The organism is Mucilaginibacter pallidiroseus (genome assembly GCF_007846085.1).
GTDB lineage: Bacteria > Bacteroidota > Bacteroidia > Sphingobacteriales > Sphingobacteriaceae > Mucilaginibacter > Mucilaginibacter pallidiroseus.
The window spans coordinates 163062-186490 of sequence record NZ_VOEJ01000003.1 but is presented as its reverse complement, the minus strand read 5'-3'; the positions used below and the strand labels follow the sequence as shown (position 1 = coordinate 186490).

The 23429-nt window shown below is 44.0% G+C and carries 24 protein-coding genes; 12 read left to right on the top strand and 12 right to left on the bottom strand.

Annotated elements, in window-relative coordinates; translation table 11 throughout:
- Nucleotide 1: 1 nt before the first annotated feature.
- The 9 genes from nuoK (at nucleotide 2) to FPZ43_RS07670 (ending at nucleotide 9321) form a co-directional block, all read left to right on the top strand.
- Nucleotides 2-331, top strand: coding sequence for an NADH-quinone oxidoreductase subunit NuoK (nuoK, locus tag FPZ43_RS07710; protein ID WP_146381293.1), 330 nt, complete (start codon nucleotides 2-4; stop codon nucleotides 329-331).
- A gap of 94 nt (nucleotides 332-425) precedes the next feature.
- Nucleotides 426-2330, top strand: a complete 1905-nt coding sequence (nuoL, locus tag FPZ43_RS07705; RefSeq protein WP_146381292.1) for an NADH-quinone oxidoreductase subunit L — start codon at nucleotides 426-428, stop codon at nucleotides 2328-2330.
- A 30-nt stretch (nucleotides 2331-2360) separates the two neighbouring features.
- Nucleotides 2361-3827 (top strand): complex I subunit 4 family protein, encoded by a 1467-nt coding sequence (locus FPZ43_RS07700; protein WP_146381291.1) that lies wholly within the window; start codon nucleotides 2361-2363, stop codon nucleotides 3825-3827.
- Between the two features lie 11 nt (nucleotides 3828-3838).
- Entirely contained in the window at nucleotides 3839-5224 is a 1386-nt protein-coding gene (locus FPZ43_RS07695) for an NADH-quinone oxidoreductase subunit N (RefSeq protein ID WP_146381290.1), read from the top strand.
- A 56-nt stretch (nucleotides 5225-5280) separates the two neighbouring features.
- Nucleotides 5281-5943: a DedA family protein gene (locus FPZ43_RS07690; protein WP_146381289.1), complete on the top strand. Its 663-nt coding sequence runs from the start codon at nucleotides 5281-5283 to the stop codon at nucleotides 5941-5943.
- 9 nt (nucleotides 5944-5952) lie between these two features.
- Entirely contained in the window at nucleotides 5953-6498 is a 546-nt protein-coding gene (locus FPZ43_RS07685) for an inorganic diphosphatase (protein ID WP_146381288.1), read from the top strand.
- A gap of 7 nt (nucleotides 6499-6505) precedes the next feature.
- Nucleotides 6506-7846 (top strand): hemolysin family protein, encoded by a 1341-nt coding sequence (locus FPZ43_RS07680; RefSeq protein ID WP_146381287.1) that lies wholly within the window; start codon nucleotides 6506-6508, stop codon nucleotides 7844-7846.
- 90 nt (nucleotides 7847-7936) lie between these two features.
- Entirely contained in the window at nucleotides 7937-8644 is a 708-nt protein-coding gene (locus FPZ43_RS07675; RefSeq protein WP_146381286.1) for a 16S rRNA (uracil(1498)-N(3))-methyltransferase, read from the top strand.
- A gap of 14 nt (nucleotides 8645-8658) precedes the next feature.
- Nucleotides 8659-9321, top strand: coding sequence for a DUF4159 domain-containing protein (locus FPZ43_RS07670; protein WP_391563965.1), 663 nt, complete (start codon nucleotides 8659-8661; stop codon nucleotides 9319-9321).
- Nucleotides 9322-9450: 129 nt separating this feature from the next.
- Here the strand turns inward: FPZ43_RS07670 and FPZ43_RS07665 are convergent, their stop codons facing one another.
- The 4 genes from FPZ43_RS07665 to FPZ43_RS07650 form a co-directional block, all read right to left on the bottom strand.
- Nucleotides 9451-10005, bottom strand: coding sequence for an NUDIX hydrolase (locus FPZ43_RS07665; RefSeq protein ID WP_146381285.1), 555 nt, complete (start codon nucleotides 10003-10005; stop codon nucleotides 9451-9453).
- 27 nt (nucleotides 10006-10032) lie between these two features.
- Nucleotides 10033-10839 carry a TPM domain-containing protein gene (locus FPZ43_RS07660; protein WP_146381284.1) on the bottom strand — a complete coding sequence of 269 codons (807 nt, stop codon included), beginning with the start codon at nucleotides 10837-10839 and terminating at the stop codon, nucleotides 10033-10035.
- Between the two features lie 7 nt (nucleotides 10840-10846).
- Nucleotides 10847-11281, bottom strand: coding sequence for a TPM domain-containing protein (locus FPZ43_RS07655; RefSeq protein WP_146381283.1), 435 nt, complete (start codon nucleotides 11279-11281; stop codon nucleotides 10847-10849).
- 147 nt (nucleotides 11282-11428) lie between these two features.
- On the bottom strand, nucleotides 11429-12007 hold the full coding sequence (locus tag FPZ43_RS07650) for a LemA family protein (RefSeq protein WP_146381282.1): 579 nt from the start codon (nucleotides 12005-12007) through the stop codon (nucleotides 11429-11431).
- A 180-nt stretch (nucleotides 12008-12187) separates the two neighbouring features.
- On the opposite strand from FPZ43_RS07650, the gene FPZ43_RS07645 reads away from it, so the two are divergent.
- Nucleotides 12188-14485: a GH92 family glycosyl hydrolase gene (locus tag FPZ43_RS07645; RefSeq protein WP_146381281.1), complete on the top strand. Its 2298-nt coding sequence runs from the start codon at nucleotides 12188-12190 to the stop codon at nucleotides 14483-14485.
- A 161-nt stretch (nucleotides 14486-14646) separates the two neighbouring features.
- On the opposite strand, the gene FPZ43_RS07640 is transcribed toward FPZ43_RS07645, so the two are convergent.
- Nucleotides 14647-15213, bottom strand: a complete 567-nt coding sequence (locus FPZ43_RS07640; protein WP_146381280.1) for an RNA polymerase sigma factor — start codon at nucleotides 15211-15213, stop codon at nucleotides 14647-14649.
- A gap of 206 nt (nucleotides 15214-15419) precedes the next feature.
- On the opposite strand from FPZ43_RS07640, the gene FPZ43_RS07635 reads away from it, so the two are divergent.
- Nucleotides 15420-16976 carry an NAD(P)/FAD-dependent oxidoreductase gene (locus tag FPZ43_RS07635; protein WP_146381279.1) on the top strand — a complete coding sequence of 519 codons (1557 nt, stop codon included), beginning with the start codon at nucleotides 15420-15422 and terminating at the stop codon, nucleotides 16974-16976.
- A gap of 115 nt (nucleotides 16977-17091) precedes the next feature.
- On the opposite strand, the gene FPZ43_RS07630 is transcribed toward FPZ43_RS07635, so the two are convergent.
- From FPZ43_RS07630 to FPZ43_RS07620, 3 genes are all read right to left on the bottom strand, one after another.
- Nucleotides 17092-17304, bottom strand: a complete 213-nt coding sequence (locus tag FPZ43_RS07630; protein WP_146381278.1) for a hypothetical protein — start codon at nucleotides 17302-17304, stop codon at nucleotides 17092-17094.
- Between the two features lie 149 nt (nucleotides 17305-17453).
- Nucleotides 17454-17825 (bottom strand): hypothetical protein, encoded by a 372-nt coding sequence (locus FPZ43_RS07625; RefSeq protein WP_222430950.1) that lies wholly within the window; start codon nucleotides 17823-17825, stop codon nucleotides 17454-17456.
- A 14-nt stretch (nucleotides 17826-17839) separates the two neighbouring features.
- Nucleotides 17840-18397 (bottom strand): RNA polymerase sigma factor, encoded by a 558-nt coding sequence (locus tag FPZ43_RS07620; RefSeq protein ID WP_146381277.1) that lies wholly within the window; start codon nucleotides 18395-18397, stop codon nucleotides 17840-17842.
- A 189-nt stretch (nucleotides 18398-18586) separates the two neighbouring features.
- On the opposite strand from FPZ43_RS07620, the gene FPZ43_RS07615 reads away from it, so the two are divergent.
- Nucleotides 18587-18952, top strand: coding sequence for a CoA-binding protein (locus FPZ43_RS07615; protein WP_146381276.1), 366 nt, complete (start codon nucleotides 18587-18589; stop codon nucleotides 18950-18952).
- Here the strand turns inward: FPZ43_RS07615 and FPZ43_RS07610 are convergent.
- The 4 genes from FPZ43_RS07610 to FPZ43_RS07595 all read right to left on the bottom strand — a co-directional run bounded on the left by FPZ43_RS07610 (nucleotide 18949) and on the right by FPZ43_RS07595 (nucleotide 23369).
- Nucleotides 18949-19977 (bottom strand): ferredoxin--NADP reductase, encoded by a 1029-nt coding sequence (locus FPZ43_RS07610; protein WP_146381275.1) that lies wholly within the window; start codon nucleotides 19975-19977, stop codon nucleotides 18949-18951. The two genes, FPZ43_RS07615 and FPZ43_RS07610, sit on opposite strands and share 4 nt — an antisense overlap.
- 10 nt (nucleotides 19978-19987) lie before the next feature.
- Nucleotides 19988-21445 carry an amino acid permease gene (locus FPZ43_RS07605; RefSeq protein ID WP_146381274.1) on the bottom strand — a complete coding sequence of 486 codons (1458 nt, stop codon included), beginning with the start codon at nucleotides 21443-21445 and terminating at the stop codon, nucleotides 19988-19990.
- Nucleotides 21446-21569: 124 nt separating this feature from the next.
- Nucleotides 21570-22562, bottom strand: a complete 993-nt coding sequence (locus FPZ43_RS07600; RefSeq protein WP_146381273.1) for a zinc-binding dehydrogenase — start codon at nucleotides 22560-22562, stop codon at nucleotides 21570-21572.
- 198 nt (nucleotides 22563-22760) lie between these two features.
- Nucleotides 22761-23369 carry a superoxide dismutase gene (locus FPZ43_RS07595; protein ID WP_146381272.1) on the bottom strand — a complete coding sequence of 203 codons (609 nt, stop codon included), beginning with the start codon at nucleotides 23367-23369 and terminating at the stop codon, nucleotides 22761-22763.
- Nucleotides 23370-23429 lie beyond the last annotated feature (60 nt).

The following is a 23429-nucleotide window of genomic DNA, read 5'->3' as shown; positions in this document are numbered from 1 at the left end:
TATGGAAAGTTTAACAAATACCATACAAGCGGTTCCGCTTAATCATTACATCCTTTTAAGTGCAATCATCTTTTCGATAGGTGTTATGGGCGTGCTATTGCGCCGTAACGCAATCGTTATATTTATGTCGGTTGAGCTTATGCTTAACTCGGTTAACCTGTTGCTTACAGCATTTTCGGTTTACCGTGGCGACGCAGCGGGCCAGGTTTTCGTATTCTTCATCATGGCACTCGCCGCGGCTGAAGTAGCCGTTGGTTTGGCTATTATCGTAATGATTTACCGCAATACCAACTCGATAGATATTAACGTATTGAACAGGCTTAAATGGTAAGCCCACCGGCGCCCTCACAGGGGTGCAGGAGGATAAAATAAAAAAAGAAAAACTTCTACTCCCCTTCAGGGGATAGGCAGCATAAGATACTTATATGGACAAATTGATCTGGCTTATACCTATTTTACCCTTAGCCGGCTTTATCATTAACGGATTGGGCCGTAATACCTTGTCTAAAGGTGTTATTGGGGCTATAGGCAGTGTATTGGTACTGGTGGCATTTGGTTTAAGCGTTTCCGCTTTCTTTCAGATAAAATCTACCGGGGTACCTATCAATGTAACTGTGTTCGACTGGATTGCGGTAGGCGATTTTAAAATTCCTTTCGCCTTTTTGATTGACCAGTTAAGTTCCATAATGCTATTGGTAATTACCGGCGTTGGTTTCCTTATCCATCTTTACTCTATCGGCTACATGCATGATGATGCAGGCTTTGGTAAGTTCTTCGCTTATCTAAACCTGTTTGTGTTCTTCATGCTTCTGCTGGTAATGGGCTCAAATTATGTAGTAATGTTTATAGGTTGGGAAGGTGTAGGTTTATGCTCATACCTGCTTATCGGTTTCTGGTATAGCAACCCAAGTTATGCTGATGCTGCGAAGAAAGCCTTTATCATGAACCGCATAGGCGATCTAGGGTTTCTTTTAGGTATATTCCTAATCGTAAATACATTCGGCAGCGTTGCTTATGGCGATATCTTCCCTAAGGCCGCCTCAATGGGCGCAAACGGTGCACCATTCGTTTTGATCACTATTTTATTGTTTGTAGGTGCAGTAGGTAAGTCGGCCCAGTTGCCATTATTTACCTGGCTGCCCGATGCAATGGCCGGCCCAACCCCCGTATCAGCTTTGATACATGCTGCAACCATGGTTACAGCAGGTATATACATGATTGCCCGCTCCAACATTTTATTCACGCTCGCGCCTGATACAATGGAAGTAGTTGCCATTGTTGGCTTAGCTACCGCAGCATTTGCAGCTTTAATAGCACTTACCCAAACCGATATTAAAAAAGTGTTGGCTTACTCAACCGTATCGCAATTGGGTTACATGTTTTTAGGTTTAGGTGTTGGTGCCTATACCGGTGCATTTTTCCACGTATTAACGCACGCATTTTTCAAAGCCTTGTTATTCTTAGGGGCAGGTTCGGTTATCCACGCCATGAGCGGCGAACAGGACATGCGCAAAATGGGCGGTCTGAAAGGCAATATCAAAGTTACCTTTATTACCATGCTGATCGGTACCATCGCAATAGCTGGTATTCCACCGTTTTCGGGCTTCTTCTCAAAAGACGAAATATTAGCAGCGGCATTTGCACACAGCACTGTGTTTTATGTGGTAGGTGTAATTACAGCAGGTTTAACATCTTTCTATATGTTCAGATTGATGTACCTAACGTTTTGGGGAAAATTCCGTGGTACGCATGAGCAGGAACATCATTTACATGAGTCGCCGGCTAACATGACTATTCCGTTAATTATCCTGGCAATATTATCTGCTATTGCGGGCGCTATAGGTGTACCGGCTGTATTAGGCGGGCATCATGAGTTAGGTGCTTATTTAAGCCCGGTATTTGAAGCATCACACAAAGTGTTAGGCGAGCACGAGCTTAGCCACAATACCGAATGGATATTAATGGGTACATCTGTTGCTATTGCTTTAGCGGCCATGGCTTATGCTTACAGCAAATATGGTAAAGGTGCCAATATCCCGGTTGCTGATACAGAGGAACGAACAGCGCTCACAAACCTTTCGTACAACAAATTTTACGTTGATGAATTATACGATACCATTATCAGGAAGCCTTTGGATGCCATGTCGGTATTCTTCTATAAGGTTGTTGATAAGAGCGGTATTGACGCTTTTGTAAACGGGCTTGGCAAAGGTTCTGTTGAAACGAGCAAGGGCCTGCGTTTATTGCAAACGGGTAATGTAGGCTTCTACATATTTATGATGGTAATTGGCATTGTTGCCATATTGGTGTACAATTTTATTAAAGTATAAAAAGCGCACTTAGCGTTTTATCGAGATATAATGACGGTTAGCATTTTACTTTTTTTACCGGTAGTTGCAGCGCTTATTGTGCTGTTGTTTAAGAACGAAAGCGCAAAGCATGTTGCTATGTTTTTCGGCCTTGCCGAGCTTGCTTTAGCTATTTACTTTTTGGCCGGCTTTGTGCCCAATGCATCAACACAGTATGTTATTGATGTACCATGGATACCGGTAGCCGGTGTATACTTTAGCGCGGGTATTGATGGCATCAGCATGGTAATGGTTTTACTAACCACTGTGTTGGTTCCACTCATCATTCTTACTACTTATCAGCATGAGCACACCAATGCAAAAGCGTTTTATGCTTTAATATTATTTATGCAGGCTGGTTTGTTAACTGTGTTTACTGCGCTTGACGGTTTCTTATTTTATGTTGGCTGGGAAGCAGCGCTTATTCCAATTTACTTTATTTGCGCGCTTTGGGGTGGCGAAAACCGCATTAAGGTTAATATAAAGTTCTTTATTTACACGTTTGCCGGCTCGCTATTTATGTTGGTGGGTATCATTTACCTTTACCTGCAAACGCCTGGCAAGGTTTATGATATTCATGCGTTTTATAACTTAACGCTCGATCCGTCACAGCAGTCATGGGTGTTCCTGGCCTTCTTTATAGCATTTGCTATTAAAATGCCTTTGTTCCCTTTCCACACATGGCAGCCCGATACTTATACCGAAGCACCTTCGGCAGGTACAATGATGCTGTCAGGTATTATGCTTAAAATGGGTATCTACGGTGTTATCCGTTGGCTAATACCTAATGCACCGCTTGGCTTTTTACAATGGCAAAGTGTAGCTATAATACTATCAGTGATCGGTATTGTTTACGCATCACTTATTGCATTCAATCAAAAAGACGGTAAGCGTTTAGTTGCTTATTCGTCCATAGCGCACGTTGGCCTTATTGCTGCGGGCATATTTGCCTGGAACATTCAGGGTGTACAAGGCGCCATGATCCAGATGGTAAGTCATGGTATCAATGTGGTGGGTATGTTCTTTATTTGGGATATTATAAGCCGTCGTTTACAAACGCGCGAAATTGCCAGCATGGGTGGCATAGCCAAGGTGGCTCCAAAATTTGCCATCGCCTTTTTAATAGTGGTTTTGGGCACTGTAGCTCTACCGCTTACAAACGGGTTTGTTGGCGAGTTTCTATTGCTTAAAGGTGTGTACAATTACGGTATCTGGTTTGCTGCCGTTGCCGGCTTAACCATTATTTTTGGTGCGGTTTACATGCTGCGCATGTACAAAAATGTTATGCAGGGCGAAAGCAACGAATTGACAGCTGTATTTGCCGATATAAAAGGATCAGAAAAACTGGCATTGGGTATTATTTGCGCGCTGATTATTGTCATTGGCGTTTACCCGCAACCATTGTTACACATATCTGAAGCCGCAGTTACAAACCTGGTAAATACTGTTGGGGCTAAATTCAATACAGGCAGGTTTTAGAAATTATAAGAATGACTACTTTAATAATCATATCTGTTTTACCGCTGGTGCTTTTGTACATGGGGTTATATAAAGCTCAAAAAGCTTTGTTGCCTGTAACCGTGTTGGGGCTGCTGGTTGCATTGGGTACCGCTGTTATGCAGTGGACTGAAAAAAATGAAGCTGCACCTATGTACAGCGGCATGATGCTCTTCAATAACTTTTCTATCGCATTCTCTGCCATCAGCATTGTATCTACCATATTGATATTACTTTTATCGAAGGGCTACTTCGAGAAGATAAGCAATCACATTGCCGAATATTATGCTATTATATTGTTTTCATTAGCGGGCATTATTGTAATGGTATCGTATCACAACCTCAGCATGATGTTTATCGGTATCGAGATCATGTCTGTTAGCTTGTATATTTTAGCAGGGATTCGTAAAAACGACTTCGCATCAAACGAGGCTGCTTTGAAGTATTTCCTGATGGGTGCTTTTTCTACTGGTTTCTTACTGTTCGGTATAGCGCTTATTTATGGTTCATCCGGCTCGTTCGACTTGGAGGGCATCCGTACCTATGTAGCGGGCAATCCCCAAAATATCGATCCGCTTTTTTACACAGGTATCTTACTCATAATTGTGGGTATGTGCTTCAAAGTAGGTGCAGCTCCATTCCATTTCTGGACGCCAGATGTATATGAAGGTGCTCCTTCGCTTATTACTGCTTACATGTCTACCGTTGTTAAGGTAGCGGGTTTTGCAGCATTCCTGCGCCTGTTTTCGGCTTGCTTCCTTTTAATGGCTGATTTCTGGACACCGGTGCTGTTGGTTATTACCATCGTTACTTTGTTTATCGGAAACATTACCGCGCTTTATCAGCAAAGCTTTAAACGCATGATGGCTTTTTCGAGCATATCACACGCAGGCTATTTGATGTTTGCCATTGTGGCTATTGGCGCAGCATCCGCCAATTCAATATTTGTGTATGCAACGGCCTATTCAATTGCCTCAATTGTAGCTTTTGGCTCATTGATATTGGTAAGACAGCACTCTGGTACCGATAATTTTGAGGGCTTTAACGGCTTGGCTAAGCATAATCCGTTTCTTGCGTTTGTACTTACGGTAAGTATGCTATCATTAGCTGGTATCCCGTTAACGGCCGGCTTTATCGGCAAGTTTTACATGTTTACAGGTGCCCTTTCGCAGTATAAGGTATGGCTGGTTATCATAGCCGTTATTAACGCTATCATCAGCATATTTTATTATTTCCGGGTTATTATCGCCATGTACTTTCGTAGCGGTGATGATGCAGAGGTGGCTATACCGGCATATTACAAACTGGTATTCGGCTTTTCGGCTCTGGCAACAATAGTTATAGGTATTTACCCAACATTGATATCAGCACTTATTTAAAATAAAGTCGCTAAAGCAAATCCATTAAATATTTGTAGTTTTACAGATATAGTCTAATGGAAGCCTTTTGGGAATACCTTCAAAACTTAACAGATGCGCAGTCTATCTTACGCGGCGGGTTTTACCTGTTACTGATAGTTGTATTTGCAGAAACGGGGCTATTCTTCGGTTTCTTCCTCCCGGGCGATTATCTGCTCTTCCTTGCGGGCTTATTAGCTGCCGCCGGCATGGTTGATGTTCCAATCCACGTTTTGATATTATCACTAATAGCCGCCGGCGTTTTAGGCAACTTTACGGGGTATTGGTTTGGCTACCGTGCAGGGCCGATGTTGTTTAAACGGAACGATTCGTTCTTCTTTAAAAAGCGTTATATAGCCGTTGCCGAAGAGTTTTATGCAAAGCACGGCGGGATGGCACTCATTTTAGGCAGATTTTTCCCAATAGTTAGGACATTTGCACCTATATTTGCAGGAGTTGTAAAAGTTGATATTAAAAAATTCACTATTTACAATATTGTAGGCAGCGTTGCATGGGTAACTACGTTAACATTAGCAGGTTACTTTTTAGGCAGGCGCTTTCCGCAGTTAAAAGATTATCTCCAGTACATCGTATTGGGGCTTATTATAATTACGTCGATACCGTTAATTATTGCTTATGTGCGCAGGCGCATGAGTAAGGCTGATGATACCGACGAACTACAAAACACTAAACAAGAATAAAAATAATAAATGAGTACTCAACACCCCTGGCACCAGGTATCACCTGGCGATAACGTTCCTGAAGTTGTTCATGCGATCATAGAAATACCTAAGGGCTCAAAAGCTAAATACGAAATTGATAAAGAGTCCGGCCTGTTAAAATTGGACAGGGTTTTATTTTCATCGGTGATGTACCCGGCAAACTATGGCTTTATCCCGCAAACGTATTGCGATGATAAAGATCCGTTAGATATCCTGGTTTTATGCTCTATCGACGTTTTTCCGATGTCTATCATCGAAGCTAAAGTTGTTGGTGTAATGCATATGGTTGATAACGGCGAGCAGGATGATAAAATCATTGCGGTTGCTAAAAACGATATGTCTGTAAACTACATCAATGATTTAAATGAGTTGCCGCCGCATACCATGACAGAGATTGTACGCTTCTTTAAAGACTATAAAAAGCTTGAAGGCAAAAACGTTACAATCGAACATTTGTTAGGTGTACGTTACGCTCATAAAGTGATTGAAGAAAGCATCCAGCTTTACAAGACTACTTTTCCCGATAACAAATAATTTTTGAATGGACCCCGGGCATTACGAGATAAGCGCTTTTTATATAATAGCAACCATTTTATTGGTGCTGCTCAACGGTTTTTTTGTAGCCGCAGAGTTTGCAATGGTAAGGGTTCGCGGTTCGCAGATAGAAATTAAAGCCAAATCGGGCAGCGGCGTAGCCAAAATAGCCCGTGGCATACTGCATAATTTAGATGGTTACCTGGCTGCCACGCAGCTGGGTATAACCATTGCCTCCCTGGGCCTTGGTGTTGTGGGCGAGGGTGTAGTTACAAACATTGTACTACGTGCCTTCATGGCCATGAATATCGAGCTTACACCGGGCTTCATCACTGCCAGCCACGTATTGTCATTCGTGGTAATTACTGTACTTCATATCGTGTTTGGTGAGTTAGCTCCAAAATCGCTTGCCATTCAAAAGTCTGTTCGTACTACATTGGCAGTATCGTTGCCATTAAGGTTTTTCTTTGTAATTTTTAAGCCTGCCATTTGGCTGCTTAACGGTTTTGCCAATTTTATTTTAAAGTTGTTTGGCATTACCGCATTAGAGGGCGGCGAAACGCACCATAGTTCCGAAGAGCTGCAATACCTGCTTGAGCAGGGACGCGAAACCGGCGCGCTCGACTCAAACGAGCATGAGTTGATCCAAAATGTATTCGACTTTAACGAGCGTGTTGTCAAGAACATCATGGTACCGCGTACTAAAATTTCGGGTATTGAGGTAGAAACTCCAAAAGAAGAATTGCTTAATATCCTGATAGACGAGGGTTACTCGCGTATGCCGGTGTATGATGAGGTGATTGACAGAATTATTGGTATTGTACATGCCAAGGATATTTTGCCTTTGCTTGCACGTGGTGAAGATATTGTACTGCGTGACATCATCCGTAAGCCATACTTTATACCTGAGACCAAGAAGATCAATGATCTGATGGCCGAATTACAGCAAAAACGTATCCAGATAGCCATCGTATCTGACGAGTTTGGCGGTACTGCAGGTATGGTTACCCTTGAAGATATAGTAGAGGAACTTGTTGGCGAGATCCAGGACGAGTTCGACGAGGAAAAGCCTATCGTTGAAAAGATCAATGAACGCGAATTTGTAGTAAATGCACTTGCACCAATATATGATGTTAACGAGCACTTACCGCATGACTTACCGGAAGACGGCGATTATGACACCGTATCGGGCTGGTTAGGCGACATTTTTGGTAAGATACCTGACGTTGGCGAGCAGAAGGAAAGTAACGGCTATAACATTACCGTGTTGAAGAAATCCGATCAGTACATCGAGTCGGTAAAGCTGGAATTGCTTATCAATGAAGAAGACGCGGTAGACCTGCATTAGTATTTCGAAGTATCAAGTAGTTAGTATCAAGTATCAAGACAGAGCTCTTAAAGTACCATGTGGTGGTAGTTGTAATTTAAGGATTTATACATGCAGCTTTTCTATACCCCCGATATTACACCTAACGTTTCCGAATACTTTTTAAGCGAGGAAGAAAGTAAACATGCTATCCGCGTGTTACGGCTTGAGGTGGGCAGCGAAGTAACGCTGATTGATGGCAAGGGTGGCTTGTACAAAGCCGAAATAAAAGATGCGCACCCTAAGCGCACTATTTTACAAATAAACTCAGTTACTACAGATTATAATAAACGCAATCACTACCTACATATCGCTATAGCGCCAACCAAAAACCTGGACAGAATTGAGTGGTTTTTAGAAAAAGCTACAGAGATTGGTATCGATGAAATATCGCTAATCATTACCCAACGGTCCGAACGTAAAGAGGCCAAGGTTGAGCGGTTAGATAAGATCATTACTTCAGCTATCAAGCAATCTATTAAGGCATACCATCCGGTGCTTAACGCGCCAGTTAGTTTTACACAATTTATCAAAACTAACATTGATGGCCAAAAATTTATTGCTCACTGTATAGAAGATGAAAAAGTAAGCCTTGCGCAATCTATTGAGAAAAACGGCCGTTATTTAATATTGATAGGCCCCGAAGGTGACTTTAGCCCGGCTGAAGTGGATGCTGCTTTGCAAAGCGGCTACAAAGCGATAACTTTAGGCGAAAGCCGTCTGCGTACCGAAACAGCCGCTTTGGAGGCCTGTTTTGAGGCCAATTTTTTGAACCGTTAAGTAGATTTACCTTTATGATGCGTTTGGCTTGTATAGCTGCAGTTGCGGGCTTACTATTAGCGGCGAGTAGTTTTACTGTCCCCGCTTACAAACTTGCGCGCTTAAAATACAATGGTGGCGGCGACTGGTATGGTGACCGAACCGCACTTATCAACCTCATCAAATTTTGCAACGCTAACCTTAAGACCAACTTTCAACCCGAAGAAGATGTTGTAGAAGTAGGGAGTGAAGAGTTATTTAATTATCCATTTGTGTTTATGACTGGGCACGGCAACATAATCTTTAGTGACCAGGAAGCTAAAAACCTGCGAAAGTATCTCACGGGCGGCGGCTTTTTGCACATCGACGATAATTATGGTTTCGACAAGTTTATCAGGCCGCAAATGAAGAAGGTTTTTCCTGAGCTTGATTTTGTGGAGCAGCCGGTAAACTCCCCCGTCTACCATCAAAAATTTAACTTTCCTACAGGATTACCCAAAGTGCACGAGCATGACGGTAAGCGCCCGCAAGGTTTTGGATTAGTATACCAAGGCCGCCTGGTATGTTTCTACACTTACGAGTGTGATTTGGGGAACGGGTGGGAAGATTATGGTACCTACGCCGGCGATAGCCAAGAAGCGCGACTAAGAGCGCTTAGGATGGGTGCCAATTTGATTCAGTATGCTTTTGTAAAATAAGAAGGCTTTGATGCCTCTCTGGCGTTATTGCGAGGTCCGAAGCAATCTTTAAAATGTTATTTTGCCAACCTTGTTATTAGGGAGATTGCTTCGTGCCTCGCAATGACGCGGTTTGATAAGCTTGACTCTTTACCCCTTCAGCTCCCCTAATTTCATTAGCGCATAAAACAAACCCGTGCAATGCAAAGCTTGCGGTATTTTATTATCAAGTAATAATTGTTTTATCTCAGCTATGCTATACTCATGCACAATTAATTGTTCGTGCTCATCAAGGTTTTGCTCCTGTACTTTTTTGCCGCCGAGTGCCAGGTAACAAAAAGTTTTGTTATTGGCGGTAGATGGATTAGCATAAATGGTGCTTATCAATTCGACGCTATCAAACGCATAACCGGTTTCTTCCAATAGCTCCCGTTTCATCCCCTCTATCGGTTCTTCCCCGGCTTCAACAACGCCACCCGGTATTTCCAGCGAAACGATGCCTGCTGCATGCCTGTACTGGCTTACCATAATGATTTTGTTGTCATGAGTTAAGGCCACCGCATTGGCCCAGTTTGGGTATTCGAGTACGTAATAATCCGGTACAATTTTGCCATCGGGCATCTCGCACTCGTCAGATCGCAGAGTAGCCCACGGACCTTTATGTATGTAGTGACTGGAAAGAACTTTCCATTTAAGATCGCTCATGAAGTTTTAAGAATAGATATGAGAAGATTACCAGCTGCCGCTTGAACCGCCGCCACCGCTCGAGCCGCCACCAAAGCCACCCCAACTGCTGCCGCCGCCACCACCGCCCCAGCTGCCGCCGCCACCCCAGTCGCTGCCACTGCTACGGCCGCTACCGCCAAGCATATTGCCTGCCAGGAACCACCAGAACGGGCTTGCGCCGCCACGGCCGCCAATAACGCGTTTACCACCACCGCCTCCACCGCCTTTGCTGATGATAAAGATGATGATTACAATAACAATGATGATGATAAATCCGCCCGGCCCGCCATCGCCGTCTCCACTGCTTCGTTTGGCTTTTTTAGGAGCCACATATTCGCCTTTGGTAGCCTTTATGATGTTGGTCAGCGCGGCATCTATACCGCCGTAATAATCGCCTTCGCGAAAGCGGGGGCGCATATCGTTTTGAATGATCTGCTGCGTAGTGATATCAGGTAATGCACCTTCAAGTCCATACCCGGTTTGTATAGACATTTTGCGGTCGTCTACAGCAATCAGTACCAGTACGCCGTTGTTTTTATCCTTTTGGCCAATGCCCCATTTGCGTATAAGGCCTACGCCATAGTCGATTATCTCGTAATCGCCCAGTGTTTTGATAAGCACAATCGCCACCTGGTTCGATGTAGAATCCTCAAATGCCTTTACACGCGCATCAAGCTGTTGCTTTTGGCTATCGGTAAGCGTGCCTGTAAAGTCTGCAACAGGGCTTTGCGATGGCCTTTCAGGGTAGTTTTGAGCGAATGCCCCGGCTATACAAAATAGCAAACCGAGGCATAAAAATATTTTCTTCAGCATTTTATACTTATTTGCCGTCCATAAAAGCAATATCGTCCGGCAGTTCGTTTTTGTCGTCAAGTTGGTGCGGGAAATACCTTTTAAGTTGCTCCCCGGCTTTTGTTACACCGGCTATTATGCCTTCAACCAAATTTCCGTATTTAAAATGGTTTAGCATTTCATCTCTCGTGGTATCCCAAAAATCAGCCGGTACCTCTTTGTTAATTCCGGCGTCGCCAATTATGGCAAACTTACGATCAACAGTGGCAACATAAATCAATACGCCGTTACGCAAGTGGGTGCGGTTCATTTCAAGCTGGCTAAAATATTTCACCGCACGATCAAGTGTTTCCTCGCTGCAGGTTTTTTCCATCGCCACGCGAATCTCGCCCGACGTGTTTTTTTCGGCATTGGCTACAGCCTGCTGTATACGTTGCTGCTCTTCGTCGGTAATTGCCGCCATAATATTCTATATGATTTCACTGATTTATTTGGTGATTGCACCGATTAGAACCGGGATTAAGCGGATTTGATAGATTGGTAAGATTTATGATTTTAAAATCCCATTAATCCTTTAAATCTGCTCAATCCTGGTTTAATTCCTGAACAATTAAAAAGAAACTTTTGGTGCTTTATCTGCGCCAGCTTCAGACTGGAAATATCCTTTTTCAGAAAAGCCGAACATTTTGGCTGTAATATTAGCCGGGAACGAACGTATTTTGCTATTATAATCCTGCACAGCTACGTTGAAATCGCGGCGCGCTACAGAAATACGGTTTTCTGTTCCTTCCAACTGCACCTGTAAACCACGGAACGCTTCATTTGCCCGCAGTGTAGGATAGTTTTCTGACGCTACCAATAAACGGCCCAGCGCAGTACTAAGTTGCCCTTGTGCCTGCTGATACTTCTCGATAGCCTCGGGGCTAAGTTTACTTGCATCTACCTGTATAGAAGTTGCTTTGGCACGCGCCTCGGTAACCTCCGTTAATGTGCTTTTTTCAAAGTTTGCCTCGCCTTTTACGGTTGCTACCAGGTTAGGTATAAGGTCGCTGCGGCGTTGGTACTGGGTTTGTACTTCGCCCCATTTGCCTTTAATGTTTTCATCGGCCTTAACCATGCTGTTATAGCTGCATGAGCTTAATGACATTGCTGCCACAATAACCATTACAACGGTCAATAATCTTTTCATAGTTTTTTGTTGTGTTTTTAGTTTAGATACAAATCTCATACCGATGTTACAATATGTAACAATTGCGCCATAATGGCAATTTACAGTGTATGTAAATGTAATTAATTACTGATTAACATACAGATGATTTTATATTTGCTAACGTTTAAATTGATTTACTGATCGCTTAGTTTCTACTTAATGATAAAAAAATTATTAGCGGCCGCCCTTGCTACCGGTTGCGGCCTCAGCGCCATAGCACAAAAGGCAACACATGAAAATCTTGTTCAATACGTAAAGCCTATAGTGGGTACGGCGCGCATGGGGCATACTTACCCGGGTGCAACTGTTCCGTTTGGTATGGTGCAACTTAGCCCCGAAACGGATACTGTAAGCTATGAACGCGATGGAAAATATAACCCTAAGGTTTACGAATACTGTGCGGGATACCAATATGAAGACAAAACCATTGTAGGCTTTAGCCACACACACTTTAGCGGTACGGGACACTCTGACCTTGGCGACTTTTTAATTATGCCTACTGTTGGTCCCTTAAAGTTAAACCCTGGTACGGCAGATAAGCCGGGTAGTGGCTATCGCTCGGCATTTTCGCATGCCAATGAGGTAAGCGCAGCCAATTATTATAAAGTGAAACTGGATGACAACAACATCCTGGCCGAAATGACTACCAGCACGCGTGTTGGCTTTCATCAGTATACTTTTCCAAAGTCAGACCAATCGCACATTATACTGGATTTGATGGCCGGTATTTATAATTATCCTGATAAAACGGTTTGGACCTATGTAAAAGTATTGAATGATAGTACGCTGGTGGGTTATCGCCAAACTAATGGCTGGGCACGTACGCGTAGCTTATACTTTGCCATGTCGTTCTCTAAACCGTTTATATCGCACGGGTTTAAGAAGTACGACAAGCGCCAGGCTTATAACGGTTTCTGGGGCAAGTTCAATCAAAGCAAAAACTTCCCGGAAATAGCCGGTAAGCAGATTCGTGCTTACTTTGATTTCAAGACAGCTGAAGGTGAAAAGATCAAGATTAAATTTGCCTTGTCTCCGGTGAGTATGGACGGCGCTGTTGCCAACATGCAGGCTGAGATACCGGGCTGGGATTTTGATAAAGTTAAGAAAGACGGGCAGCAAGCCTGGGAAAATGAGTTGGACAAGATTACGATAGCTGGTAATAAGGAAAAGAAAGAAAACTTTTATACCGCTATGTATCACACCATGATCAACCCAACTATTTACATGGATGTGGATGGTCAGTACAAGGGATTGGATCAAAATATACACAAGACAGAAGGGTTTACTAACTACACAACCTTTTCGTTATGGGATACTTACCGTGCCCTGCACCCGCTGTTTAACATCATCCAGCCGCAGCGTAATGCGGACATGATAAAATCCATGCTGGCTCATTACGATCAAAGCCCTGAGAAAATGTTACCGGTTTGGAGCAACTCGGGAAATGAGAATTGGTGCATGAGCGGGTACCACAGCGTATCGCTATTGGCTGATGCCATTGTTAAAGGTAATGCACCATTCGACGCAAATAAAGCTTTGGAAGCTGCTGTAACCACTGCACGCCACCGCAGCTACGAAGGCATTGGCGAGTATATGGACATGGGCTACGTGCCCGATGAAAAAACAGGGGTGTCTGTATCAAATACCCTTGAATACGCTTATGATGATTGGGCAATTGCGCAAATGGCCAAAAAATTGGGCAAGACTGACATCTACAATGAGTTTATAAAACGCAGCGAAAACTACAAAAATGTTTATGATGCAAAAGCGGGCTTCATGAGGCCTAAACTGGCTAACGGAACATTCCGCACTAAGTTCGACCCTTTAAGCACCATTAACGAGGGCTTTATTGAAGGTAACTCCTGGAACTACACCTTATTTGCACCGCAGGATCCGGAAGGGTTAATTAAGCTTATGGGTGGTAACAAGCGTTTTGTAGGTTACCTGGATTCGCTATTTACTATGAACCTGCCTGATAAATACTTTGCTGAAACAGAAGATATTACCCGCGACGGTATTATTGGTAATTACGTGCATGGTAATGAACCATCGCACCATGTTGCTTATTTGTACAACTGGACAGATAAGCCATGGAAAACACAGGAGCGCATACGCATGATATTGCCACGTATGTATAAGCCAACGTCAGATGGTTTGGGTGGTAATGATGATACAGGCCAGATGAGTGCCTGGTACATTTTCAGCAGTCTGGGCTTTTATCCAATGGCGCCGGGTTCACCTGTGTATGCTATCGGCAGCCCATCTGTAAACAGTGCAGTGGTGCAGGTAGGCAATGGCAAAACATTCAACATTGCCGTTAAAAACCAAGGCGATAAAAATGTTTATGTGCAAAAGATAACGCTGAATGGCAAACCGTTAAACGGCCTTTCTATCAGTCATGAAGATATCATGAAAGGTGGCGATATGGTTTTCTGGATGAGTAATAAGCACCGGTAAACATTAGTGACTGGAGATTAGAGATTGGTTGATCAGCGTAATACTGGTCAACCTTTTTTGTTTAAATTAACGGTATTGGGTTGATGATGAAATTCTTTAACTTTAGAAATCTGTCAAGCTAAATTAAAGTCGTTCAATCATATCAATCGGCTGAATCCGGGTTATGCGAAGCAATGACTTTCCACTGCAGTTAATTGCATTAATTTATTTTTAAGCATGGTACGTGCACGGTGCAGTGTTGTACGTGATAGCAGTTCAGAAATACCAAGGCTATTACCTATTTCCTGGTGAGAGTAACCTTGTATGGCGTACATGCTGAATACAGAGCGGTAGGTAGTAGGCAGCTCATCTACCATCTGCATAATCTCGCGAGCTTCAAGGTTATTGCCGTTGCTGCTTGCACCCATTGGTATGTTTTGCTCTGCAAAGTCCTCTACCAATACAGTTGTTTTTGCTTTGCGGTAACGCGATATAGCGCTGTGTACCATTATACGGCGTATCCAACCTTCAAGGCTGCCTTCGCCGCGGTAATTGTTCATGTTCTTGAACATTTTTATAAAGCCCTCCTGCAATATGTCCTGCGCCTCATCTTTGTCTTTTGCATAACGCATGCAAACGGCCAGCATTTTAGGGGCCAGTATTTTATACAACATTTCCTGCTGTTTACGATCGTTTTTTAAGCAACCTGCCCAAAGCTGGTTTAATCTGTTGTCGGTGTTCGGTGTCATGGCATTGATATTTAAAATGGGGTATGCCAAACTGCTGCCAATATTATAAGCAATTGATAATCATCTATTTTGATTTCATGACGTAGTTCAATCGTTCGGAAACGGACACTCAACGTTCGGTACAGAACAGTGCCGGCATGGGTTTTACCTCAGCTAAAAAAGACTTACCTTTGCACTGTCCGGGATAAAAACCCGGCACCATTAGCATGAAAAAAGAAATTGAAATTGTTTGCCCGCCCGGGCAGCAGGACGATCAGTCGGTTTTAACAGCCCTTGCATCCACAGCAGCCAATATTCCGCAGAAAAGGATTACAGGTGTACAGGTCTTAAAAAGATCTATAGATGCACGCGGACGCAAGGTGGTTTACCGTATGCAGGTACGCATATACGCCGATGAGCCTTATACACACGAAGTTTTTAGCGTTGATTATAAAGACGTAAAAGATGCAAAGCCTGTTTTAATTGTTGGTGCAGGCCCGGCCGGTATTTTTGCAGCTTTGCAATGTATAGAGCGAGGGCTAAAGCCGATTGTATTGGAGCGTGGCAAGGACGTAAAACAGCGCCGTCGTGATTTGGCTAATATCAATAAGCAAGGCTTAGTAAACCCGGAATCAAACTATTGCTTTGGTGAGGGTGGGGCGGGTACCTATTCGGACGGTAAGCTTTATACCCGCTCAACCAAGCGTGGCGATGTAAATGCTGTCCTTAAAACTTTTGTAGCACATGGCGCCACCGAGGATATTCTGGTGGATGCACGCCCGCATATCGGTACCAATAAGCTACCGCAAATAATTACTGCCATGCGCGAAAGCATATTAAATGCCGGTGGCGAGTTTATTTTTGATTGCAAGGTAACCGCCTTGCTGGTAGACTTTGGAAAGATACAAGGTGTTCAATTGGCCAACGGAGAAAAGCTGAACGGCGATGCTGTTATTTTAGCTACTGGCCACTCCGCGCGTGATGTTTTCGAAGTGCTGCATAAGCAGAACATATTAATAGAGGCAAAACCTTTTGCCTTGGGTGTACGCATAGAGCATCCGCAGGAAATTATTGACCGTGCGCAATACCATTGCGAATACCGTGGACCAGACTTACCGCCATCGTACTACAATTTAGTTGAACAGGTGAATGATCGCGGTGTATTTTCATTTTGCATGTGTCCTGGTGGTATTATAGCTCCTTGTGCTACCGATGCAGATGAGATTGTGGTGAATGGCTGGAGCCCTTCTAAGCGGAACAATCCCTTTGCAAACTCGGGCACGGTGGTGCAAATCAATATGGAAGATGTAAAGGGCGATATGGCTGATCCGTTCCGGATGTTAAACTTCCAGCAGGAGATAGAACGGCTTGCTTTTAAAGCAGGGGGTGGCAATTTGGTTGCCCCGGCGCAGCGCATGGTTGATTTTGTTGAGAGTCGCGTATCTGTAAACCTTCCCGAAAACTCGTACTTGCCAGGCTGCCGTAGTACCGACTTAAAGGAGGTTTTACCCAACTGGATACATGAGCGGCTTCGCAAAGCACTGCCTGCGTTCGGGCGTAAAATGAAAGGGTATTATACAAATGAGGCACTACTTGTGGGCGTAGAATCACGTACTTCATCTCCTGTTAAAATCCCGCGCGACCGTGAAACCTATCAGCATCCGCAGATTGCCGGATTGTTTCCATGCGGAGAGGGGGCTGGCTATGCAGGCGGCATCATTTCTGCAGCTATTGACGGTATTAATTGTGCAGATGCGGCGTTAAAATATGTCGGGATGCAATAAGATATATTTATCTGAAACTATAAATCAATAGTTTATTGCTATATGTTTATTTGCTGGCCTCGAGTTAATTACGCTATATTACAAGTGTTTCTAAGCGTTTTTAAATGCAATCTAATTAAACCAGTTCTTCGCAGCTGAAGCCGGCCACCTGTAGTGCACTGCTTATGGTTTGCGCTTCAAGGTTATTGCTTACCACCCGTAGTACGTTATCGCAATCTTCCAGGTCGAAATTGTACTGTTCAATGTCGGTCATGGCGGTGAGCAGGTTATGTACCGAGCTTACCTGCTGTTTGGTAGTAACATTGGTTTTAAAGACAAGTATGTTCATGGCAGTAAGAGTTTTGTTGGTGGTTAAATTATAGTGTCATGTTGAGCCTGTCGAAGCACTCTCGTTGTGATTGAGTGATCGACAAGCGTAGACTGACTTTTATCAAAATGTATTCTGCGAAGACTGCTGAAGCATTCGGCGAGAGGAGGTTATTCTGTTTTTGCTTCTTTTGTGTCGGGTCTGTCATTCCAATCCCAGCGTGATTTTCCCCAACCGCAACGGGCTTTAAGTTGCTCCTTAAAACGTTCGCGGTCCTCATCGCTCATGTTGTGCATGCGCTCGGCCATCATTTGCTTGCGGCGCATCCATGGCGCTCCGCCACCTTTGCCAGGGCCAAAGCCAAACAGAATTTTGCAAAGCACAAATATCCCCATGGCTTGCCAGTATGTAATAGTGCTTACATGCAGTATCTGCGGTAATAAATTGTTCCATAACAGCATTACTGCTAAGCTGAGCCCAAACAATACCGCGGCTATGCAAATGGGCGCTAGAAATAGTTTTTTTCTATAATTTCTTTTCATTTCAATAAGTTCTTCTAATATTCTATAATTTCTTTGTAAAGCTGTTGCAAACGCTTGCGCAAGTGCAACACTGCATACCTTTTCCTTGATACAAGGGTGTTGATATTTTCGCCGGTACGTTTGGCAATTTCCTCAAAAGGTAAATCGTCAAGCTCCTGCCACACAAATACCTGGCGCTGGTTTTCGGGCAGCTCGTCAAGCGCTACAAAAAGCTGTTCCCAAAAAAGGTTGCGTAAGTATTCGGTTTCCGGTGTTTTGGTTTCCTGCATCAGGATGGCTTTAAAGTCCGGTGCTTCATCGTCATCATTGTCGCCGGGTAAAATATCATCAAGCAGGGTTTCGGTATGCTTTTTATGCTTGTCCAGTATGCGGTTTTTCGCAACGCGATACAACCAGGCGCTTGGCTGTTCAATGGCACCGGCATCAACTACGTTGCTAAACTGATACCAAACATCCTGCAGGATATCTTCGGCATCGGCATCGTTGGCAACCCGCTTGCGGATAAATCCCAACAGGCTTTTACCATACGACGCAATAGTTTGTATGATGTGGCTGTTTTTATCCTGGGGCATTACAACGGTGCTCAATGCTTTGGTATTTAAATATAAAGACGAGCATGCCCTAAAAACATTTTAAATTATTTTAATTTTTTAAGACGGGAGGAAATTTAGGGTAAATAAGGCGCAGGCTTTAATACTTTGGGTGTTAGAGCCTGCCAACTGCCGCTGCAAACTATTACCAACCCTATCTGTTTAAATATTATGGCTGATAAGAAAACACTCATATTAGGAGCTACGCCCGATGCAAGCAGATACGCTTACCTGGCCGCGCACAGATTAACCAATTATGGCCACACAATTGTGAACGTTGGTATAAAAACAGGCGAAGTGGCGGGCGTACCGATTGAAAAGCCTGAATCCATCCATAACGATATTGACACCATTACACTTTATGTAGGCCCGCAAAACCAGCCACCACTATACGACTATATCATAAACACCAAACCCAAACGCATCATCTTTAACCCCGGAACCGAAAACGCCGAACTCCGCCGCCGCGCCCATGAAGCCGGCATTGCTACAGATTATGCTTGTACGTTGGTGTTGTTGAGCGTGGGGCAGTATTAGTACTCTCTGCGCCCCACATAACCCACCACCACATCATCGCTAATCGGGTGCCCGGTGCAGGTTAGTATCCAGCCGTTTTGTATGTCTTGCGGAGTAAGTACTTCGTTTTGGGTCATTTCTACTTGGCCGGTTTTGCAGCGGGCTACGCAGGCACTGCAAATACCGCTTCGGCAGCTGTAGGGTAGCTGGATGTTGTTTTGCAGGGCTGCCTGCAAAATGCTTTGGTTTTCGGCTACGGTGATGTTGTGAGTTGTGCCGTCGATATTAATGGTTACGTCGCGAGGGGGATAATTGGCTGTATTGGCCTTTACAGGAATGGTTTCCAGTACAAAGTTTTCTTTATGAATTTGCCCGGTTGCAATGCCCATGTATTGTAGCGTAAGCGTTATGGTACGGATATAGGAGAAAGGTCCACAGATGTAAAATTCGGCTACACTGGCATCAAAAACTACCTGTTGCATTACCAGCTTTTCAATTACCAGATTGTTTAAACGATTTGCCTCATCGCTAATAAGGTGCACCAGGTTAAATCTGTCAGAATGAGCGTTTGATAATTTTGTAAGCTGCTCATTAAAAATAATGGAACTGCGTTTAAGGTTGCTGTAAATTAAATGGACTTTACTTTTGCCGGCGCGGTTTAGTATATATTTTATCAGCGCATAAACAGGTGTTATGCCGCTGCCCGCTGCAAAAAACACAATGTCTTTTTCTTGATCAGGATAAGTAACAGTAAATACACCTGCCGGGTCTGTCGACTGTATAATATCGCCAACCTGCACTTTGGTTAGCATAAACCTCGAGATTTCGCCGTTGCTTACCCGTTTAATGGTAATTGCCAGGCGATCTTCGTCAGGAGATGAGCTAAGCGAGTAAGAGCGGCGTATTTCATGATTATGATGGCTAAACACCAGCGTAATAAATTGCCCCGCTTTGTATGCAACTTTTTGCCCGCTGATAGGAGTAAGATAAAACGTCGCAACATCAGATAAATCCCATTCAATAGCATCTACGCGCAAATTAAGCATACAACATCCTTTACAGTTTTTCGCCCCTGGCCAGCATCCTCCTGATTACGCTATTCTTTTTACCGTAAGTAAAGTATATCAGCAAACCAATTCCCAGCCAAATCAATAGCCTTAACCAGGTATCGCCTGGCAAAAAAGTCATCATGGCAAAGCAGGTTAAAATACCTAATATAGGTACTAAAGGCACTAGCGGCGTTTTAAACGGACGGTGTACATTGGGCTGTTGCTTACGCAGGGTAAGTACCCCTGCACAAACCATAACAAAGGCCAGTAGCGTACCGATGCTGGTCATTTCGCCAACAACGCGGATGGGTACAAATGCAGCAAACACGGCAATAAAGCCGCATAGCACTATATTTGATTTCCATGGCGTGCGGAACTTTGGATGCACGTCTGAAAATACTTTTGGCAGCAGCCCGTCTTTTGACATGGAAAAAAATACACGCGATTGTCCAAGCAAATCAACCAGGATAACCGAGGTGTAACCAATTAATATAGCTAAAACTATGGCCTTGCTTAACCACTGGTAATTAGTTTTTTCGATAGCAATGGCTACCGGTGCGCCCGAGCCAATAAATTCCTTGTAGTTAGCCATGCCCGTCATCACGTGTGCAAAAATCACAAACAGTATAGTACAAATCACCAAAGAGCCAATGATCCCTATAGGCATGTTGCGCTGCGGATTTTTGGCTTCCTGCGCGGCTGTTGATACGGCATCAAAACCGATAAAGACGAAGAAAACCAAACCGGCACCACGCAAAATACCCGACCACCCATAGTCGCCCCAAACTCCCGTGTTTTGCGGAATATATGGGTGATAATTTTGCGGGTTAATGAACGACCAGCCTACCGCGATAAACACCAGCACTACGCCAACCTTCAGCGTAACAATTATAGCGTTGACAATAGCCGAACCTTTTGTTCCCCGGATGATGATAGACGTTACCAAAATAACAATAAGCGCTGCTGGTAAATTGATGACACCACTAACAATATCTCCATTGGCTGACTTAGCTGTTTCAAAAGGGGATAAGGTTAGTTGCGGAGGCAGGTAAAGATCAAACCACGATAGGAATTTGGTTAAATATTGCGACCAGCTGATGGCCACCGTAGCGGCACCAACCGAGTATTCCAATACAAGATCCCACCCTATTATCCAAGCGAACAGTTCGCCCATCGTTGCGTACGAGTAGGTGTAGGCGCTACCTGCTACCGGTATCATGGCCGAAAACTCGGCATAGCATAGCGCAGCGAATGTACAACCCAATGCAGCTATTAAAAATGATATGGTAACGGCCGGCCCGGCGTGCTGGCCAGCAGCAATACCCGTTAAAGAAAATAGCCCGGCGCCTATAATAATGCCTATGCCTATCAGTATTAGATTGATTGGCCCAAGGGTGCGTTTTAAAGAGTTTTCGCTATCGTCAGCCGATTCTTTCAGCAACAGGCTGATTGGTTTTTTGATCATAAATATAATAAAGGCTACAAAAATAGTAGTTTATTATCTAAACCCTAATTACGCAGCGTATTAATAGCTAATAAGGATGTTTAATGACTTAGCATCAATACCATCCTTATACTTTATTTAAGAACTATATACTAATAACTAATTTCCCAAACTGCTTTGCTGCACCCATCTTCTGGAAAGCTTCCTTAGCATTAGCAAGCGGGAAAACCTCATCTATGACAGGAACTATTTGGTGCTGCGTAACAAAGTCAACCATGGCAGCAAACTCGGCCTGGGTGCCCATAGTGGTTCCCAATATTTGCAATTGTTTCCAAAATATCATTCTGGCATCTATCTCGGGGATATTGCCGGCTGTAGCACCAAAGAAAGCTATGCGCGCACCGGGGTTGCAAAGGTTAGGTATCTTACTAAAGTCGGGGCCCAGGGCGCTATCGATTACTACATCAAAGCCGCCTGCAAGATGCTTCAACTCATCGGCCCAATCTTGTGCTTTGTAGTTTACACCGGCCGCTGCACCAAGCTGTTTGGCTTGTTCAAGTTTTTCGCCCGAGCCCGATGTCACAAAAACCTGGCAGCCTGCAGCAACAGCAAATTGTAGCAGGAAAGTACCCGTACCGGCACCAACGCCCACAATTAAAACTTTGCTATCTTTTTGGGCCTTGGCCTTTGTAAATAACGCGCGGTAGGCGGTAAGCCCGGCTAAGGGCAATGCAGCTGCCTGCTCAAACGTTAAGTGGGCCGGTTTAGGATAAAGATATTCGGCTTTGGTCAACACATATTCTGCCAGCGTACCATCCTCAGGCAGGCCGAGTATCTTAAAATCTTTTCCCTGGTATTCGTCGTGCTCACCCCAGTTGTGCGATGGGTTGATGATCACTTCCTTGTTAAGCCAGTCGCTATTTGCATCGCCTGCTTCAGCTACAATCCCTGCTCCGTCGGCACCTAAAATTGTTGGATATTTTATACCGGCATATTTACCCTGCGTTATCCAATAATCCCGGCGGTTAAGTGCGGCAGCCTTTATCTTTACCAACACTTCGCCGGGGCCGGGTACAGGCTTATCAACTTCTTTATATACTATCGGGTTTTCTGCAGACTCGAGGACGATTGCTTTCATGGGGGATATGTTATATTTTGGATTGGACTATGTCATTGCGAGAAGCGCAGTAATCTCACTAATTCGCCATAAACGCGAGGGGATTGCCGTGTTGCTACGCACCTCGCAATGACATTTTGAATAATAGATTAATAAAAAAGCGGCCCGATTGTTTAACCGGGCCGCTTTTTTATGATAATCCGTTACAGGGTTAGTGAATTATACTGCTTTTGCGTAAAGCTCTGCTACGTGGTTCCAGTTAATAACATTCCATATCGCAGCTAAATAATCGGGGCGACGGTTTTGATATTTTAGGTAGTAAGCATGCTCCCAAACGTCTATGCCTAAAATTGGTGTGCCTTTAACTTCGGCAATATCCATTAAAGGGCTATCCTGGTTAGGAGTAGATGTAACAGCTAACTTTTTATCAGGTGTTACAATTAACCATGCCCAGCCAGAACCAAAGCGGGTTGCACCGGCTTCAGAAACTTTGGTTTTAAAATCAGCAAATGAACCGAAAGTGCTTTTTATAGCATCAGCTAATGCGCCTGTTGGCTCGCCGCCGCCGTTTGGAGAAAGGATAGTCCAGAACAAGGTGTGGTTAAAATGTCCACCGCCATTGTTGCGTACAGCAGCAGGATATTTTGATATGTTTTTGATGATGTCCTCGATCTTAGCATCAGCCTCTGGTTTGCCTTCCAAAGCTTTGTTAAGATTGGTAACATAAGCCTGGTGATGTTTGCCATGGTGTATTTCCATGGTGGCTTTGTCAATATGCGGTTCAAGAGCATCAGTAGCGTAAGGTAACGCCGGTAGTGTAAATGCCATAATATTTAATTTTTTAAGGTTAAACAAATTGTGTGACCCAGCAAATATAAGCGCCGAAAA